Source organism: Bacteroidales bacterium, from assembly GCA_021648725.1.
In the GTDB taxonomy this organism is placed as follows: Bacteria; Bacteroidota; Bacteroidia; order Bacteroidales; family JAADGE01; genus JAADGE01.
Genome location: JAKISF010000016.1, coordinates 53,022 through 70,790, shown reverse-complemented (window position 1 = coordinate 70,790; position 17,769 = coordinate 53,022). Strand labels below are relative to the sequence as shown.

At 31.8% G+C, this 17,769-nt stretch carries 13 protein-coding genes; 9 read left to right on the top strand and 4 right to left on the bottom strand.

The window, feature by feature from the left end; all coding sequences use genetic code 11:
• Positions 1-136: 136 nt before the first annotated feature.
• The gene (locus L3J35_07750; protein MCF6366081.1) at positions 137-676 is read left to right on the top strand and encodes a hypothetical protein; all 540 of its coding nucleotides are present in this window, start codon (positions 137-139) and stop codon (positions 674-676) included.
• A gap of 331 nt (positions 677-1,007) precedes the next feature.
• Positions 1,008-2,177, top strand: a complete 1,170-nt coding sequence (gene trpB, locus L3J35_07745; protein MCF6366080.1) for a tryptophan synthase subunit beta — start codon at positions 1,008-1,010, stop codon at positions 2,175-2,177.
• Between the two features lie 47 nt (positions 2,178-2,224).
• Here the strand turns inward: trpB and L3J35_07740 are convergent, their stop codons facing one another.
• Positions 2,225-3,838: a C69 family dipeptidase gene (locus tag L3J35_07740; protein ID MCF6366079.1), complete on the bottom strand. Its 1,614-nt coding sequence runs from the start codon at positions 3,836-3,838 to the stop codon at positions 2,225-2,227.
• A gap of 104 nt (positions 3,839-3,942) precedes the next feature.
• Here L3J35_07740 and L3J35_07735 point away from each other — a divergent pair, with 104 nt between their 5' ends.
• From L3J35_07735 to L3J35_07705, 7 genes are all read left to right on the top strand, one after another.
• Entirely contained in the window at positions 3,943-4,971 is a 1,029-nt protein-coding gene (locus L3J35_07735; protein MCF6366078.1) for a zinc-binding dehydrogenase, read from the top strand.
• A 76-nt stretch (positions 4,972-5,047) separates the two neighbouring features.
• Positions 5,048-6,808 (top strand): M20/M25/M40 family metallo-hydrolase, encoded by a 1,761-nt coding sequence (locus tag L3J35_07730; protein MCF6366077.1) that lies wholly within the window; start codon positions 5,048-5,050, stop codon positions 6,806-6,808.
• 44 nt (positions 6,809-6,852) lie between these two features.
• Positions 6,853-7,701, top strand: a complete 849-nt coding sequence (locus L3J35_07725) for a hypothetical protein (GenBank protein MCF6366076.1) — start codon at positions 6,853-6,855, stop codon at positions 7,699-7,701.
• Positions 7,702-7,849: 148 nt separating this feature from the next.
• Positions 7,850-8,788 (top strand): malate dehydrogenase, encoded by a 939-nt coding sequence (mdh, locus tag L3J35_07720; GenBank protein ID MCF6366075.1) that lies wholly within the window; start codon positions 7,850-7,852, stop codon positions 8,786-8,788.
• Positions 8,789-9,018: 230 nt separating this feature from the next.
• Positions 9,019-12,174 carry a protein translocase subunit SecDF gene (gene secDF, locus L3J35_07715; GenBank protein MCF6366074.1) on the top strand — a complete coding sequence of 1,052 codons (3,156 nt, stop codon included), beginning with the start codon at positions 9,019-9,021 and terminating at the stop codon, positions 12,172-12,174.
• 81 nt (positions 12,175-12,255) lie between these two features.
• Positions 12,256-12,525 (top strand): twin-arginine translocase TatA/TatE family subunit, encoded by a 270-nt coding sequence (locus tag L3J35_07710; protein MCF6366073.1) that lies wholly within the window; start codon positions 12,256-12,258, stop codon positions 12,523-12,525.
• A gap of 40 nt (positions 12,526-12,565) precedes the next feature.
• Complete coding sequence (locus L3J35_07705; GenBank protein MCF6366072.1) at positions 12,566-15,556, top strand: pyruvate, phosphate dikinase; 2,991 nt, start codon at positions 12,566-12,568, stop codon at positions 15,554-15,556.
• On the opposite strand, the gene L3J35_07700 is transcribed toward L3J35_07705, so the two are convergent.
• From L3J35_07700 to L3J35_07690, 3 genes are read right to left on the bottom strand one after another with little or no spacing between them, the layout of a single operon-like run.
• Positions 15,557-15,877 (bottom strand): MerR family transcriptional regulator, encoded by a 321-nt coding sequence (locus L3J35_07700; protein MCF6366071.1) that lies wholly within the window; start codon positions 15,875-15,877, stop codon positions 15,557-15,559.
• A gap of 48 nt (positions 15,878-15,925) precedes the next feature.
• The gene (gene trmD, locus L3J35_07695) at positions 15,926-16,615 is read right to left on the bottom strand and encodes a tRNA (guanosine(37)-N1)-methyltransferase TrmD (protein MCF6366070.1); all 690 of its coding nucleotides are present in this window, start codon (positions 16,613-16,615) and stop codon (positions 15,926-15,928) included.
• Positions 16,616-16,629: 14 nt separating this feature from the next.
• Complete coding sequence (locus tag L3J35_07690) at positions 16,630-17,568, bottom strand: hypothetical protein (protein MCF6366069.1); 939 nt, start codon at positions 17,566-17,568, stop codon at positions 16,630-16,632.
• Positions 17,569-17,769 lie beyond the last annotated feature (201 nt).

The window sequence follows — 17,769 nt, the reverse complement described above, 5'->3', positions numbered from 1 at the left end:
AAATTGTTTACAACACCCGGGAGCTTGTAAGACCTAATCGGAAAAACATTCGAAAACATCGGCAAAAGAAACCTTATTCTATGAATTACAAAAGGTTATGACAGATTATTAACTAAACGACATTGATGCAGCATTATTGAATTTTAAAACTCAGTTTGAAGACGGTTATAATTATCCTGACGATTCATCTGTAATTTCTTCTTTTTTAGCTCCCGGTTATTTGCTGGTTGCTGCAGGTATTGATTACAAACCGAATAAAAACATGTCTGTTTTTTTTGCACCTTTAACATCTAAAACTACTATAGTAAATAATCAAGTATTAGCAGATGCAGGTGCTTTCGGGGCAGAACCCGGTAAAAATATCAGAAATGAATTCGGAGGTTATTTAAAAGTTGCTTACACAAAAGATATTGCAACAAACATTAATTTAAACACTAAAATTGATTTATTTTCAAACTATTTGAATAATCCCCAAAATATTGATATTAATTGGGAGGTTTTAATATCAATGAAAGTTAATAAATATATTTCTGCAAATATCAGCACTCAATTTATTTATGATGATGATATTAAATTTCAAATTGTAGATGAAACCGGAATGCCTGTTTTCGGTAAATTCGGACCCAGGCCACAATTTAAAGAATTATTAGGTGTCGGATTTACATTTAAATTTTAAATTATTTGAATTTCATTTGATTATTCCGAATATTATATTTTTCTTTGACAAGAATTAAACAAAGAAATGAAAATTACAAGAAATAATTGGTGGCTTAACAAAATTTTAAAACAAGGAGATAACTCTTTGCGATAGCTTTGTAATACACAATTAATAATATCCAAAGCCGCAGGAATCTCTCCTGCGGCTTTTTTTTGTTTCTAAACTTTTAAAAATGAAAGAATACATCTTAATCTGGTTAAATATTATTGAGAATCGTTGGCAATAAAGCTTCGGTTAACAATAATTAAAATTTAATCAATAAATTTAAAATATCAAAATATACATTATTATGACAACAAAAGGACAACAAAACACGGAAAAACAAGGTTATTTCGGACAATATGGCGGTATGTTTGTACCCCCGGTTTTAGAAAGTAAATTACAAAATTTAGCAGACTCTTTTTATAAAATTGCATTAACGAAAGAATTTGAAAAAGAGTTTATCCATCTTCTAAAAACTTATGTAGGAAGACCTTCCCCTTTGTTTTATGCAAAAAGACTTTCAGAAGAAACAGGCAGTAAGATTTATTTAAAAAGAGAAGACTTAAATCATACAGGTGCACATAAAATAAACAATACAATCGGGCAAATATTATTAGCAAAACGATTAGGAGCTACTCAAATACTTGCTGAGACAGGTGCAGGGCAACATGGTGTAGCAACTGCAACAGCAGCTGCATTATTCGGTATTAAATGTAAAGTGTTTATGGGTGCGGAAGATGTTGAACGCCAGGTATTAAACGCTGACAGAATAAAACTTCTCGGAGCAGAAATAGTAACTGTAAATCAAGGACAAGGAACTTTAAAAGATGCAGTTGATGCAGCTTTAGGGTATTATATTGAACATCCGGATGCTTATTATTTATTAGGTTCGGCTGTCGGTCCGCATCCTTACCCGACTATGGTTGCACATTTTCAAAGTATTATCGGAAAAGAAGCAAAAAAGCAAATAATTGAAGCAGAAGGGAAATTGCCGGATTCAGTTATTGCTTGTATAGGAGGTGGCTCAAATGCAATAGGTATATTCAAAGAATTTATTTCAGAAAAAAATGTAAAACTTTTTGCTGCCGAAGGTGCCGGAGAAGGTTTAAATTCAAAAAGAACTGCTGCAACTTTGAATCTCGGAAAAAACATGATCTTTCAAGGAACAAATTCATTATGTTTGGCTGATGATGACGGAAATCCTATCGGTTCATATTCTGTTGCGGCAGGTTTAGATTATCCGGGAATCGGTCCCGAGCATGCTTATTTGAAAGAAACAGAGCGTGTTGATTATCACGGTATAACAGATAATGAAGCAATTGCAGCTTTCAAATTATTATCAGAAAAAGAAGGAATCATTCCGGCAATTGAATCAGCTCATGCAGTTGCTTTAGCAATGAAATTATTAAAAAACAAAAATGAACTTGCAATCATTAATATTTCCGGAAGAGGAGATAAAGATGTTGAACGAATTTAGTTTATTCCAAAAGTGCCACGCTTATGTGGCACTTTTTTTAAATCAAATTAAAATTTTTCATCATATTTTGTCCAAAGGAAATCTCCTAATTTCCATGCCTTTTCAACAACAATGTTTCCGTACTTTATTGTATAATCAGTCAAAAACTTTTTTAAATCATCTTTGTTTTTAATATCCGATGCTTTTTTCTCAAAGTCTGCTTGTTCTTTAAATAATTTTGTTTGTAAAGGAATCCAAACAGCATCTACATCATGTCGCATATCACCCCAGCGTTGTGCTGTTAAAGTTCCTAAACGGTTAAAAGCCCACCATGCCGATTTTCTTGTAAATCCATTCACTCTGCCGGGTGTTTTATATGATTCCGGTAAATCATTCACTCCGCAATATACAGGAATATAAATTGAAGTTGCAATATTATCTTGTGCTAACCAAAGTACACCGCCGATTTCATCAGGCAGCCAATCTCTTGATTGTGTGATTGTTCCGTACATGGTGTACCAACGAGCAATGGTTCTTTCGCCTAAGAAATCAATATGTCCGTCATCGGAAGTATGATACCAACCACCGCTTACATTGCTTATACTTAATTGATCGTAAGGCATAAACGGATTAGCCAAAGGTGAAATTATTTTATTCCCTTTATCATCGAAAGTTGTGATATTTCTGGTCATATCATAAGGTGTTCCTTCATAATAATCTTTAAAAACATTAACAACATCCTGTAAACTTATTTTTTTATCAGGTTTAACCGAAAAAGGATAATTCTCGTCATCAGGATGTAATTTTAATGAAGGTGCAAATAAATCAAGTGTGCGCCATTCTCTACGTCTTGCAGCAACAGATTGTCTACTTTCAGGTGCATAAGCATAACAAAACTCAAAATCTTCTTTTTTTCCGTTCCACCATCCTTTTTCTTTTGCAAGAGAATAAATATTGTCAGACGCTAAAAAGTTTTTCTTATCTTTTAAATTAATTTTCCGAATTCGACTTGCATTTGCATTAACAGAAACATGATTATCCGGCACACGTTGTGCTACCCAAACGGCACCGACTTTACCTTTTCCGGGACCGACAATCTCAAAATGCCAAACTTCTTTAGTATCGGCAATGGTTAAACATTCACCGTAATCATTCCAACCGTATTTCTTTGTAAGTTCATCGGCTGTTTTTATCGCTTGTCTTGCGGTAGTGCAACGCTCCAACATTAATTGACATAATCTTTGGCAATCTATTAAACCTTTATCTGATTGCAACTCATCTCTTCCGCCGAAAGTTGATTCCCCTATTGCCAGTTGATGCTCATTCATTGACGGATAGGCAGTATTTATAAATTGATATGTATGATTCACTTGCGGAATACTGCCGATTGGTGTATGTTTATAAGCAGGCATCGCCAAACTGTCGGTGCTTGTTCGTTTATACATAATTGTAATTTCATTCTCATTATAGTCTTTTGCAGGAATAATATTCATCCATGAACGAGTTTTATGGCTGTCATCGGTATGTGAAGTTACGACTGAGCCGTCTGTTGTTGCTGATTTTCCTGCCGTAATTGTTGTACATCCTTCAGGAACTCCTCCCTGCCAATCGCTTTTATCTTGTGCATAGATTTTTATACTGAAAAAAATAATTACGATTAATAATATTGATAACCTCCTCATGTTTACTTATTGTTTAAATTTCAAAAAAAAACAAATTTAATCTTTTCATTCTAATTCTCGAATACATTTAATAGTTTTGTGCTTTCTAAATTAATATAAAAAACATGAAAGCATACTATCTTATAAAAAACGGAGGTTCAAAAGATGCCTTTGAATTAAGAGAACTCAACCTGCCTGAACCGGGAGAAAATGATGTAACAATTGAAGTTGAAGTGTTCGGTTTAAATTTTGCAGATGTTATGGCACGTTTGGGTTATTATAAGGCTTGTCCTTCGTTACCTGCTGTTATCGGGTATGATGTTGCGGGAAGAATTATAAAAAAAGGAAGCAATGTTAAAGATCTTGAAATTGGGCAAAGAGTTACTGCTCTTACAAGATTCGGAGGATATGCAACTCATGTTAATACAAATCATCACGGTGTGATACCTATTAAAGAAGATACAGATGCAGCAAAAGCAACAGCTTTAGCAACCCAATATGCAACCGCTTATTATGCAGCCGAATACAGCATGAATTTGCAAAAAGGCGAACATGTTTTAGTACAAGCAGCTGCCGGAGGAGTAGGAACAGCATTGGTTCAATTAGCAAAAAGAAGAGGCTGTACTGTTTACGGAACAGCCGGGTCTGATGAGAAAATTGAATATTTAAAGAAACAAGGTGTTGACTTTCCTATCAATTACAGAAAACAAGATTTCTATGAATATATTAAATCTGTTAAAGGAGAAAAAAGTATGGATGCAATATTTGATTCCATAGGCGGTAATTATGTTAAAAAAGGATTGAAATTACTTGCTCCCGGAGGAAGGTTCGCAATGTACGGAGCCGCTCAAATTGCAGGAAACAGTGATAAAAAAAGTGCATTCAGGCAAATAAAAACGCTTTTAGGTTTCGGCAAATACAGACCCACACAATTTTTTGCAAACTCGCAAACGTTAATAGGTGTAAATATGCTTCAAATAGGCGATTATAAACCGTACATCTTAAAAAAATGTATGGGTAATGTTGTTGATTTATTCAATAAAGGCGAAATTAATCCTACTGTAAATAAAGTTTTTGATGTAAAAGATTTAGAAGAAGCACATGATTATATTCAAAAAAGAAAATCTGTCGGAAAAATTGCCGTAAAATGGTAAAGATTTACTTTTATTGCAGCAAACAATTTATTTTATATTTTTGCTGTTATTTAGAAATATTATAAATAAAAATTATATGAAATATTTAATATTATCAATATTCCTGTCTTTGAATATTATTGGCTTTACACAAAGCATCACAGGAAAAGAAATTAAAAAACACATTGAGTATTTAGCATCAGATGAATTAGGAGGCAGAAAACCCGGTACCAAAGGAGATGAACTTGCTGCGGAATATATTAAAAATGAATTTAAAAAAAACGGCTTATCATTAGCGGGAGATAACGGTTACCAATATTTTAACATTACTACAGGTATTAAGCACAACAGTAATAATCATTTGTATATCAATAAATTCAGTGCAAAGTCTTTGGAAGATAATATTCCTTTGCCGTTTTCCGGTAACGGAACGGTTTCGTCTAAAGCTGTTTTTGTCGGCTACGGTTTTGATATAAACACTGACAGCATAAAATGGAATGATTATAAAGACGTTGATGTAAAAGGTAAATGGGTTTTAGTTTTGAGAGGGGATCCTGAAATGAGCAACAGAAACAGTTTTTACATTCCTTACAGCTCGGATCTTTCAAAAGTAATGACAGCCGTAAAAAAAGGTGCAGCAGGTGTTCTGTTGGTTTCCGGAGAAACATTTGATAAAGAAGATAAATTAGCGGAACTGAAATACGGCAGAGGTAATGCACAAGTTAAAATTCCCGTAATTCAAATCAAAAGACAATTAGCAGATAAAGTTCTTGATAACGGAAAATCTATTATTGATTATGAAAATATTCTAATTAAAGAAAGAAAACATAATTCTTTTATTACAAAAACAAAAATTAAGGCTACTGTTGATATTGAATATGTAAAAACACAAACACATAATGTTTTGGCAATTTTACCCGGAAGTAACAAAACACTTTCACAAGAATTTATTGTAGTCGGAGCACATTATGACCATCTTGGTTTAGGCGGAAAAAATTCAGGGTCAAGAATGCCCGATACCGTTGCTGTTCATAACGGAGCTGATGATAATGCTTCCGGTATTTCATCATTGCTTGAAATTGCAGAGAAATTTAATGATGAAAAAATAAAACCTGAAAGAAGCATTCTTTTTATTGCTTTCGGTGCAGAAGAAATGGGATTATTAGGGTCTTCATATTTTGTTAATAATCCGCCGGTTAACTTATCGAAAGTATATACAATGGTAAATTTGGATATGCTGGGACGGTTAAATGCAGAAAAAAATGTTACGATTGCAGGAACGGGAACGGCAAAAGAATTTAATGAATTTCTTAATAAGTATAAAAACGAAACAAATTTGAAACTCTCATATTCCCCGGGAGGTTCAGGGGCTTCCGATCACTCATCTTTTTACAGAATGAATATTCCTGTTTTATTTTTTAATACAGGAGCTCATGAAGATTATCACACTCCTTTTGATGATACTGAGAAAATAAATATTACGGGGCAAGAAGCAGTTACAAAACTGATATTCAATATAATAAAAGATTTATCGGGAAGAAAAGAAAAATTAACTTTTACCGAAACAGAAATGCCTCAAAGCAGAAAAAGCAGCAGAGGATTAAAAGTAACCTTAGGAATTATGCCCGGTTTCGGAGATACGTCAAACAAAGGACTGAGAGTTGACGGAGTTACAAAAGGCGGTCCGGCAGAAACAGGAGGTTTAAAAAGAGGAGATGTAATAACGGCACTAAACGGTGAAAAAATTGCAAATATTTATGAATATATGGAAGTTTTGGGAAAACTTGAAAAAGGACAAAGAGTTATGGTAGATATTATTCGAAATGAAAAAAAACAAGTGTTGGCTGTTCAGCTGTAATACTAAATAATTTAATTTTATAACTTTAATTAAATAATGAGCAAATGAAAGGAAAAAGAATATTATTATGGACGTTAGGATTAATAATAACCTTAGTTGCAGCTGTCTATCAAAAAATGACAGGACCGACTTATCCGAAAAAAGAAAAAATCACATTAAACGGAAAAGAATATAATTTAAAACTTATTCGTTCTCACGGCGGTGATGATGATGCAAGCATAATTTTAGATATTGATGATGCAGAAGTTAATGCTACACTATATTGGAAACATTATCCGGTAATTAATGAAGAAAAGTGGAGTACAGAAAACTTTAAATTTGAGAAAGTCGAAGATCAAAATGTATTTATCGCAAAGTTGCCTCACCAACCGCCTGCCGGAAAATTAATGTATTATTTCTCAATTACTGACAATAAAGGAACAAAAGAACATTTTAAAAAACAACCGATAGTAGTAAGATTTAAAGGAGGAGTTCCTGTATATGTCATTATTCCTCATGTTATATTTATTTTCTTCGCAATGTTTTTAGCAAATGTTGCCGGTTTATTTGCAGTATTTAAAATCCCGCAATTTAAAAGATATACAAGCATAACTCTAATTTTAATGTTAATCGGCGGAATGATTCTCGGACCCATCGTTCAAAAATTTGCATTCCTTGAATATTGGGCGGGAGTTCCGTTTGGCTGGGATTTAACTGATAACAAGCTCCTTATTGCATTTTTGGCTTGGTTGGCAGCCTTTTTATTAAACAGAAAAAAAGAAAACAGGATATCTGTTATAATTGCATCTTTGGTAACAATCATTATTTTTTCCATACCTCACAGTATGCACGGTTCTGAGTTAAACAGAGAAACAGGCGAAGTTATACAAGGTTTTATTCAATTATACTTTTAATTAAAAAAACTTAACTTTTTCACCTGATTTTGAGTTGTAATTATGCTGTTGGGAATATATAATATGTTGCTAAATATGTTTAGACTAAATTTTTTTCAGTTAATTTAGCCGGCAAATAAATTTACTAAATCAAAAAAATTATATTATTATGAGTAAAGTAACAGTTATAGGTGCCGGAAATGTAGGTGCTACAGTTGCAGATTCAGTTGCAAGAAAAGATATTGTAAAAGAAGTTGTATTATTAGATATTAAAGAAGGCTTAGCAGAAGGTAAAGCTCTTGATATGTGGCAAACATCTGCTATTGAGGGGTTTAATGCAAGAATTACAGGCTCTACAAATGACTATTCTAAAACTGCAGGTTCGGATGTTATTGTAATTACTTCAGGCTTACCGCGTAAACCGGGTATGTCAAGAGACGATTTAATTTCAACAAATGCAAAAATAGTAAACGAAGTTACAAAAAAAGCAATTGAGAAATCACCCGATGCTATTATTATTATAGTTTCTAATCCTTTAGATGTTATGACTTATGCAGCGTATAAAACAGCAGGAGTCGATTCTAAAAAAGTTTTCGGAATGGCAGGTATTCTTGATACTGCAAGATACAGAGCTTTTCTTGCAGATGAAATGGGAACTTCGCCGAAAGATATACAAGCATTATTAATGGGCGGACACGGCGATACAATGGTTCCGCTTCCGAGATATACAAAAGTAAACGGTATTCCGATTACACAATATATTAAAGAAGAAAGATTAAACGAAATAGTTACGAGAACTAAAAAAGGAGGAGGCGAATTAGTTGCTTTAATGGGAACTTCTGCTTGGTATGCACCCGGAGCTGCTGCGGCTCAAATGGTAGAAGCAATTATTAAAGACGAAAAACGAACTTTTCCTGTTTGTGCTTATCTTGAAGGACAATACGGACTTGATAAAATTTATCTTGGTGTTCCTGTTATTCTCGGTAAAAACGGAATTGAAGAAATAATTGAACTTGATTTAAATGAGCAAGAAACAAAAGATTTAAATACATCTGCCAAAGCTGTAAAAGGTGTAATGGATGTATTTGACGGTATGAATCTTATTTAAATATATTTGTAAAGTTAATTAAAAAAGGTGCGGTTTTTTCCGTGCCTTTCTTAATTATATAGTTCCCTTAATATCAGAATATTAAAAATATTTTTAAGATTTGTTTCAAATATTGAAAAAAAGTTAACATTAAATTTCATGTATGCATTAATATTTTCTTTCTTTTTTTTAAAAAAAACAATATCTTTGCACCCCTGAAAATCAAAATTATTTTAAATTAAGATTAAGATATGCAAAACAAAGGAGTTATAACTTTTCTTGCCGTAATTTTGGCATTGGCAAGTATTTATCAATTATCATTTACTTATGCTACTTACCGTGTAAAAAAAGCGGCAAAAGATTATGCACAAGGAGATTATGATAAAGAAAGAATTTATCTTGATTCGGTTGCAAATATCAGAGCATACCCGTTTCCTAAATATACATTTAAGGAATGTCAAGAAAGAGAAATAAACATGGGGCTTGACTTAAAAGGCGGTATGAATGTTATTCTTGAAGTTTCTGTTTCAGAACTTATAGTAGGTCTTGCCGATAACAGCACAAATCAAACATTTCGAGAAGCAATAAAGTCAGCAAAAGTTAAGCAAGCAAATGCAACCTCAGATTTTATTACTTTATTTTATGAATCATTTAAAGAGATTGATCCGAATTTGCAATTAAACGCTATATTTTCGACATATACTTTAAAAGATCGTATTAACAGCAGTACAACAGACGATGATGTTTTAAAAATTATTCGTCAGGAAGCACAAGATGCAATCGATAATTCTTTAAATGTTTTACGTTCAAGAATTGATAAATTCGGTGTTGTTCAACCGAACATACAAAAATTAGAAGGAAATTCAGGAAGAATACTGATAGAACTTCCGGGAATAAAAGAACCGAAACGAGTAAGAAAATTATTACAAGGAACTGCAAATCTTCAATTTTGGGAAACTTATGATTTCCCCGAAGTATATGAATATTTTTATAAAGCAAATGCGAAACTCAGAGAATTAAATTCCATTAGAAATATTGATACTACAAAAGTTGATACCGCAGCAACTGATACTGTCGAGTTAATTACTGATGACGGCGGACTATTATTAGACACAACAAAAAATGATAATTTATTGTTAACTGATGATTCAACTCAAAATCCGTTGCTGGATATTAATGAGTCTAATGCTGCATTAAAAGAAAAAGAAGGTTTTGAAGAGTATCAAAAACAAAATCCTTTATTTGCATTATTAATTCCTTACGTAAATAAAAATAATCAACCGATAAGTTCGGCAACAATAGGCTATGCTCATTTAAAAGATACGGCAAAAGTTAACGAAGTATTAAATTTGAGGCAAATAAAATCAATTTTCCCGAAAGAATTAGTTTTGGCTTGGGAAGTTAAACCTATGGATTTTGATAATGCAGAAAATGATAATAAAGATAATTATTTCAGATTAATTGCATTAAAATCAAAAAGAGCAGGGAAACCTTCATTAGAAGGCGATGTTGTTGTTCAAGCAAGAGCACAAACAGACCCGAATACAGGACAATGGGAAGTATCTATGTCGATGAACGCTGAAGCTACCGGAAAATGGGCTGCAATAACAAAGGATAATGTAGGAAAACAAGTAGCAATTGTTCTTGACGGTTATGTTTATTCCGCTCCGAATGTAAATAGTGAAATTAAAGGCGGTAGCTCATCTATATCCGGCAATTTTACACATGATGAAGCAAGTGACCTTGCAAACATATTAAAATCAGGTAAATTACAAGCACCTGCAATTATAATTGAAGAAGAAGTTGTAGGAGCATCACTCGGTCAAAAAGCTGTAACGCATGGTATGATGTCGTTTATTATTGCATTTTTTGTAATCTTAATATACATGGTATTCTTTTATAAAACGGCAGGTATTGTTGCAGACATTGCATTAATCACTAATATATTATTAATATTCGGTGTTTTAGCATCACTTCGTGCTGTATTAACATTACCGGGTATTGCAGGTATTGTTTTAACAATCGGTATGTCGGTTGATGCTAACGTATTGATTTTTGAACGTATTAAAGAGGAATTAAAATTAGGGAAAGGATTAAAACTTGCTTTGTCAGACGGTTATAAAAATGCATATTCTGCAATTATTGATGCGAATATTACAACATTAATTACAGCAATCGTCTTATTTATTTTCGGACACGGACCGATTAAAGGTTTTGCGACAACTTTGATTATAGGTATTTTAACTTCCTTATTTTCAGCAATTTTCATAACTCGTTTAATTTTTGCTAACAGAATGGCAAAAGGGAAAAGCATTTCTTTTTATACTAAAATGACAAAAAATGCTTTCCAAAACACAAAAATCAAGTTTATTGAAAAAAGAAAAATTGCATATATTATTTCAGGTATTATTATAGTTCTCGGTTTATTTTCATTATTTACAAAAGGACTGAATCTTGGTGTGGATTTTCAGGGCGGCAGAATATATACTGTTCAGTTTGATAAGGAAGTAAATACATCTGAAATTGCTGCAAGCTTACAAAAAGTATTTGAAGAAACTCCCGAAGTTAAGACATACGGAAGCAGCAATCAAGTTAAAATTGTTACCAAATATATGGTTGATAACATTGATGTTAACGCAGACGATGTTGTTGAACAAAAATTATACGAAGGACTTAAAGCCGGAAATTTCATTGCTAAAAATGTTACTATGGACGCATTCTTGGAAGGTTATGTTTTTGAAGACGGTGTTGCCGTAATAAATTCTAATGCAGAAGAAGTATTGGGTAAAACAAGTTCAAGAAAAGTCGGACCTACAATTGCAGATGATATTAAAGTCGGTGCATTATGGGCAGTATTTTTCTCGCTTATTGCAATCTTCTTATACATATTTATTCGTTTCAGAAATTGGCAATTCGGTTTGGGTGCATTAGCAGCATTAGCCCATGATGTACTATTAGTTTTAGGCTTATTCTCATTATTATACAATCTGATGCCGTTTTCAATGGAAATCAACCAAGCATTTATTGCAGCAATTCTTACTGTTGTCGGATATTCTGTAAATGATACCGTTGTTGTGTTTGACCGTATCAGAGAGTTTATGCAATTCAGCAAAACAAGAGAAAGAAAAGTTGTATATAATGATGCTTTGAACAGTACATTAAGTCGTACTTTCAGCACTTCATTGAGTACATTTGTAGTGTTGTTGGCAATATTCTTATTCGGAGGCGAAGCAATTCAAGGCTTTATATTTGCATTGTTAATAGGTATTGTTGTAGGAACATATTCTTCATTATTTATTGCGACACCTGTTGTTTTTGATACAGTAAAAGACAAAACAATTCATGATGCTGTTATTAAACAAAAAAACAGGGAATATTTGGGAGGTAAAAAGAAAAGTAAAAAATAAATTTCAATAAAATTATATAAAGAAGAAGCCTTGATTATTTTTTCAAGGCTTTTTTTTATAACTTTGAAAAAAAAAAATGTAATGTTTGGAATATATCTTTTTATAAGCGGTGGTGAAATAATTTTTATTCTTATTGCAGTTGTTGTATTATTCGGTTCGAAAAATTTGCCTGAAATTGCAAGAACAATCGGAAAAGGTGTAAAACAATTTAAAGATGCCGCAAATGATATTAAAAGTGAAATGACCCGAGAGAATAAAGAAATGGTTGATGATTTAAAAGAAATCAAAAAAAATACCGATCAACTGAAAAATAATATTCAGAAATATAAAATTTTTGAAAAAGACAGTTAGCTGATTCCATTATATCATATTTTTGATAAACCTATTGTCTATGTCTGAATTTACTTCGATAATAAATAAAATAATAGAAACCGATTATTCCGAAAGAGATATATTGTATCAACTTATGCCTTATAAAGTTGAGAAAATATTACTTATTGCTCATTTATATGATGCTTTAAGTATTGAACGAGAAGGTAAGTTAGATGATACGGTAAGAGGTGATTATTATAAAATGAATTTATCATCTGCTCCCGAAATTGTTAAAGCCCATTCTTATGATGATGCATTGATTAAACTGGAAAAAGGCGGCTTTGATTTGGTTATAATAATGTGCGGTATTGACAGACGTACACCTTTAAATATTGCGAAAAAAATAAAAGACAAATATACAAAATTACCTTTATATCTTTTAGTAAACAATAATACAGATATAAACCACTATAAAAAACAAGCAAAGAAACTACAAAATATCAATAATATTTTTGTTTGGAACGGAGATTCAAATATTTTCTTAACAATAGTAAAACTCTTAGAAGACAAAAAAAATGTTGCAAATGACACAAAAATAGGTTTATCGAGAATAATTCTTTTGGTTGAAGATTCTGAAAAATACTATTCTCGATATTTACCGATTTTATACAAAAGCGTGATGGAACAAACGCAGAGAATTATTGACGATTCTACTGCAACGGATGACATGTATAAAATTATGAAAATGAGAATGAGACCAAAGATTTTATTAGCAACGGATTATGATGATGCAATCAATATTTATGACACCTATAAAGACTATATTTTAAGTGTTATTTCTGATGTAAAATTTAAAAAAAACAACAGAACTAATAAAAAAGCCGGATTTATATTGATAAAGCATATAAAAAAAATAACTCCTCGAATTCCTACTGCAATTCAGTCGTCAGATATAGCAAATAAAATTACGGCAGAAACTGAATGTCAATCAAGATTTATTGATAAGAACTCTAACAGCTTAATTCATGATATTAAAGATTTTATTAAGTATAACTTAGGCTTCGGTGATTTTATTTTCAGAGCAAATGACGGTGAAATTGTTGACAGAGCAAAAGACATGGATGAGTTTTACAGAAAACTCCATACAATAAGTGATGAAAGTTTAGGTTATCATGCAGGAAAAAATCATTTCTCTTTATGGTTGCGAGCAAGAGGCGAAATTACTTTGGCAGAAAAAATTGCTCCTTATAAAATTTCTGATTTTGACGGAATACAAGGAATAAGAAAAGTATTAATACAATCTTTTTACGATAATAAGGTTGAACAGAATAGAGGGCAAATAATAAGTGTAAATGATTACACTGTTTTGCATGAAAGCAACATAGGCAAATTAGCAACAGGAGCTCTCGGAGGAAAGGGCAGGGGAGTTGCATTTATGAATAGCTTGATTTATAAGTTTAACATAAATAAGTTTGTTCCCGGTATTAAATTAAAAATGCCGAAAACATTTATTATAGGAACGGATGAATATGATAACTTCTTGTCACAGAATGATTTATTTAATAAAGCAAGAAATGAAACTAACTTCTCAGATTTGTCGGATTTATTTGTTGACCAAGAAATTAGTTCAGATTTAAAAGATAAATTACTAAAGGTATTATCAATAATCAAAAAACCGATTGCCGTAAGATCTTCCGGATTATTTGAGGATTCATTAATGCAACCTTTTGCAGGAATTTTTTCAACATATATTTTGCCGAATAATCATAATGATATTAATCATCGATTAAAACAAGTTTGTACTGCGGTAAAGTTAGTTTTTGCATCAGTTTTTTCCGAAACTTCTAAAAATTATATAAATGCCGTAAATTACAAAATCGAAGAAGAGAAAATGGCTATTGTTCTGCAAGAACTTGTAGGAAATAAATATGAAAATGTATATTATCCTCATATCAGCGGTACGGCTCAATCATATAATTATTATCCTTTCGGGAAAATAAAACCCCATGACGGAGCTGCAGTTGCAGCCGTAGGTTTAGGCATTTATGTCGTTGAAGGAGAAAAGGCTTATCGATTTTCACCCAATCATCCTACATTACAAAATAATTCAAATAAAGATTTATTTAAAAATTCACAAACAGAGCTTTTTGCAGTAAACCTTGAAAGGGATACTATTGATTTCAAAACCGGCGAAACTGCAGGATTAATTCGCTTAAATATAAGTGAACCGGAACGCCTTAACTTTGACAGATTTAAACATTGTGTTTCGGTATATAACCCTGATAATGATATGGTTTACCCCGGACTTGATAAATACGGTCCCAGAATTGTAAATTTTGCTAATATCTTAAAGTATAACTATATTCCTTTGGCTAAAACAATTAAAACCATGCTCAATATTTTAAAGGAAGCAATGGGTGCTCCTGTTGAAATTGAATATGCAGTAGATTTGAACTTAGACGAAGACAGGGAAGCATCTTTTTATTTATTACAGGTAAAACCTTTAATAGGGAATTCACAAGATTATAATATTAACTTTAAAACAATTGATATTAAAAATGCAGTTTTGTTTTCAAAAAATGCAATGGGTAACGGTGTAATCGAAGATGTGAGAGATGTAATTTATGTTAATCCCGAAACCTTTGATAAATCAAAAACCGAACAGATTGCAAAAGAAATAGATGTTTTTAATAAAAAAATGATAAGTGAAGGTAAATCTTATGTTTTAATCGGACCCGGAAGATGGGGTACGAGAGATAAATGGATTGGCATTCCTGTTAATTGGACGCAAATTTCAAAAGCAAAAGTAATTGTTGAAACCAGTTTGCATGATTTCCCGTTAGAAGCTTCCTCGGGTTCTCATTTTTTCCATAATGTTACATCAATGAATGTAGGTTATTTTTCAATACAACATACAGATGCAGAAGGATATATAAATTGGAAAGAACTTGCCGAACAAGAATTGGTAGAAGAAACAGATTTTATAAAACACGTAAGATTTAGTGATAATTTGAGAATACAAACCGACGGTAAAAAAAGAATTGCTGTTATTGAAAAATGTCAGAAATAATTATATCGAATCTCTAATTTCAAGCAACATTTTTTTTACTTCTTTTAACTTCTTAACTGCCTCAAAATTTTGCATAGTAGATTCTTTATTCTCCTTTAACTTAAGTTTTGCTCCTTCTAAAGTAAGTCTTTTTTCTTTAACCAAATGATAAATTAAATGAAGATTATCAATATCGGCAGGAGTAAAAAGACGATTGCCCTTTTTGTTTTTCTTAGGTTTTAAAATACTGAATTGATTTTCCCAATATCTTATTAATGAAACATTAACATCAAACATTTCGGCGACCTCTCCAATTGTATAATATAATTTTTCAAGCTTCATTTTTAAATAATTTAAGGCAATATACAAATTAATTTTTCAAAGATAACTCTATTCGTCAAATAATTCGTCATACAAATCGGGTCTTAATTTTTTTGTTCTGCTTATTGATTGTTCAAATTTCCATTTGTCAATCTCTTTAAAATTACCGGAAAGCAACACATCCGGAACTTTCATTCCTTTATATTCAGCCGGTCTGGTGTAAACCGGCGGAGCTAATAAATTATCTTGAAACGAATCAGATAAAGCAGAAGTTTCATCAGAAATAGCACCCGGGATTAATCTGACTATACTGTCAACTATCACGGCGGCTGCAAGTTCACCGCCTGTAAGAACATAATCTCCTATTGAGATTTCTTTTGTAATATACTTATCTCTTATCCGTTGATCAATTCCTTTATAATGTCCGCAAAGAATTAAAATGTTTTTATAACGAGAAAAAGAATTTGCTGTTTTCTGGTTAAACTTTTCACCGTCCGGCGAAGTATATATTATTTCATCATAAGTTCTTTCGGAAGTTAAAAAAGAAACAGCATTATCTACCGGTTCAATCATCATTACCATACCGGCTTCTCCTCCGAAAGGAGCATCATCAACTCTTTTATGCTTGTCAGTTGAAAAATCTCTTAAGTTATGGGTATAAATTTCTGCAAGCCCTTTTTCTTGAACTCTTTTTACAATTGAGTGGTTAAGAGGACTTTCCAGTAGTTGAGGAAGAACTGTAAGTATATCTATTCTCATAGTTTATGATGTTTTTATTTGTAAAGATGTTGCAAAACTGCCGCAATTTCCATAAAATAAGCAATTCCGACATGAATTATTATTCCCCCGAAAATATTTTTCTTTGCAAGGGAATGAACTCCCAAAATAAAGCCTCCGAAGAATGAACTTATTGCTTCTCCGGCAGGTTTGCCGAAATGAATTATAACATATGCCGCAGCCATAGGCAAAACAGCTTCTCTGCCTAATATCTTAGCCATTCCTATAACCAAAGCTCCTCTGAACATTAGTTCGACACTTATAAAATCCAGTCCGTATGCTATTTCAAAAACCCCCATTGTTTGTTCTTGCGACATACCGAAAGCCCCTTTATAAAACCAATATTTATATTGAGGGTATGTATGCTGAAATGACGGCTGAAAAGATGCAAGCGTAATTAAAGGAATCATTAATGCCAACATTAAAAAGAAAGGTCTGTAATTCATACCTTTATACCTTAGACCTAATAAATGATTATCTTTTTTATCATAATAAGATTTTACGGCAAAAAATATTATCAAAAAAGGAATTATTCGTTTAATTTCATCAAAAACTCTGAATATAAAAAACCTGTCTCCTGCTTCTAAATGTGAGAAATCAAATAAAGTGCGATGTTGCCAAACAGCAATCATAACTCCGAATGTTCCGAAATATATAAGGCTTTTAACCCAGAATTCTGATTGCAATAATTTGTACTGTTGCTTTTTTATAAAAAGGATAGGAATTAAAGTAAGGTAATAAGGAGCAATATAATAAAGAGGATAAACCCAAAATCCCCTTAATTTGCCGTAATTTTTGTCAATATAACCGTCTTCAAAATTATATGTGAAGTTTAAATATAAAGCTATTGCAAGAAATAAAACAGTATAACCGTAAGCGAATATATTAAAATCTTTTTTTATAAAATCACGTATTTCAAGTATAATTTCTTTCATTCGATTTGCTTACAGTAATAAAGTTGCCAAAATTATTAAAAAAAACATTAATAAATAATTTACTTGAATAATGCAAATAAGTGTCAGATTATTAGGTGTTTGGGTTTTTGTTTTTAATGCAGAAATTATGTTGACGAAGATTTATTTTAAATTATAACAATAAAAAAACATAAATTCTTTTTCATTCCAAACTTTATGATT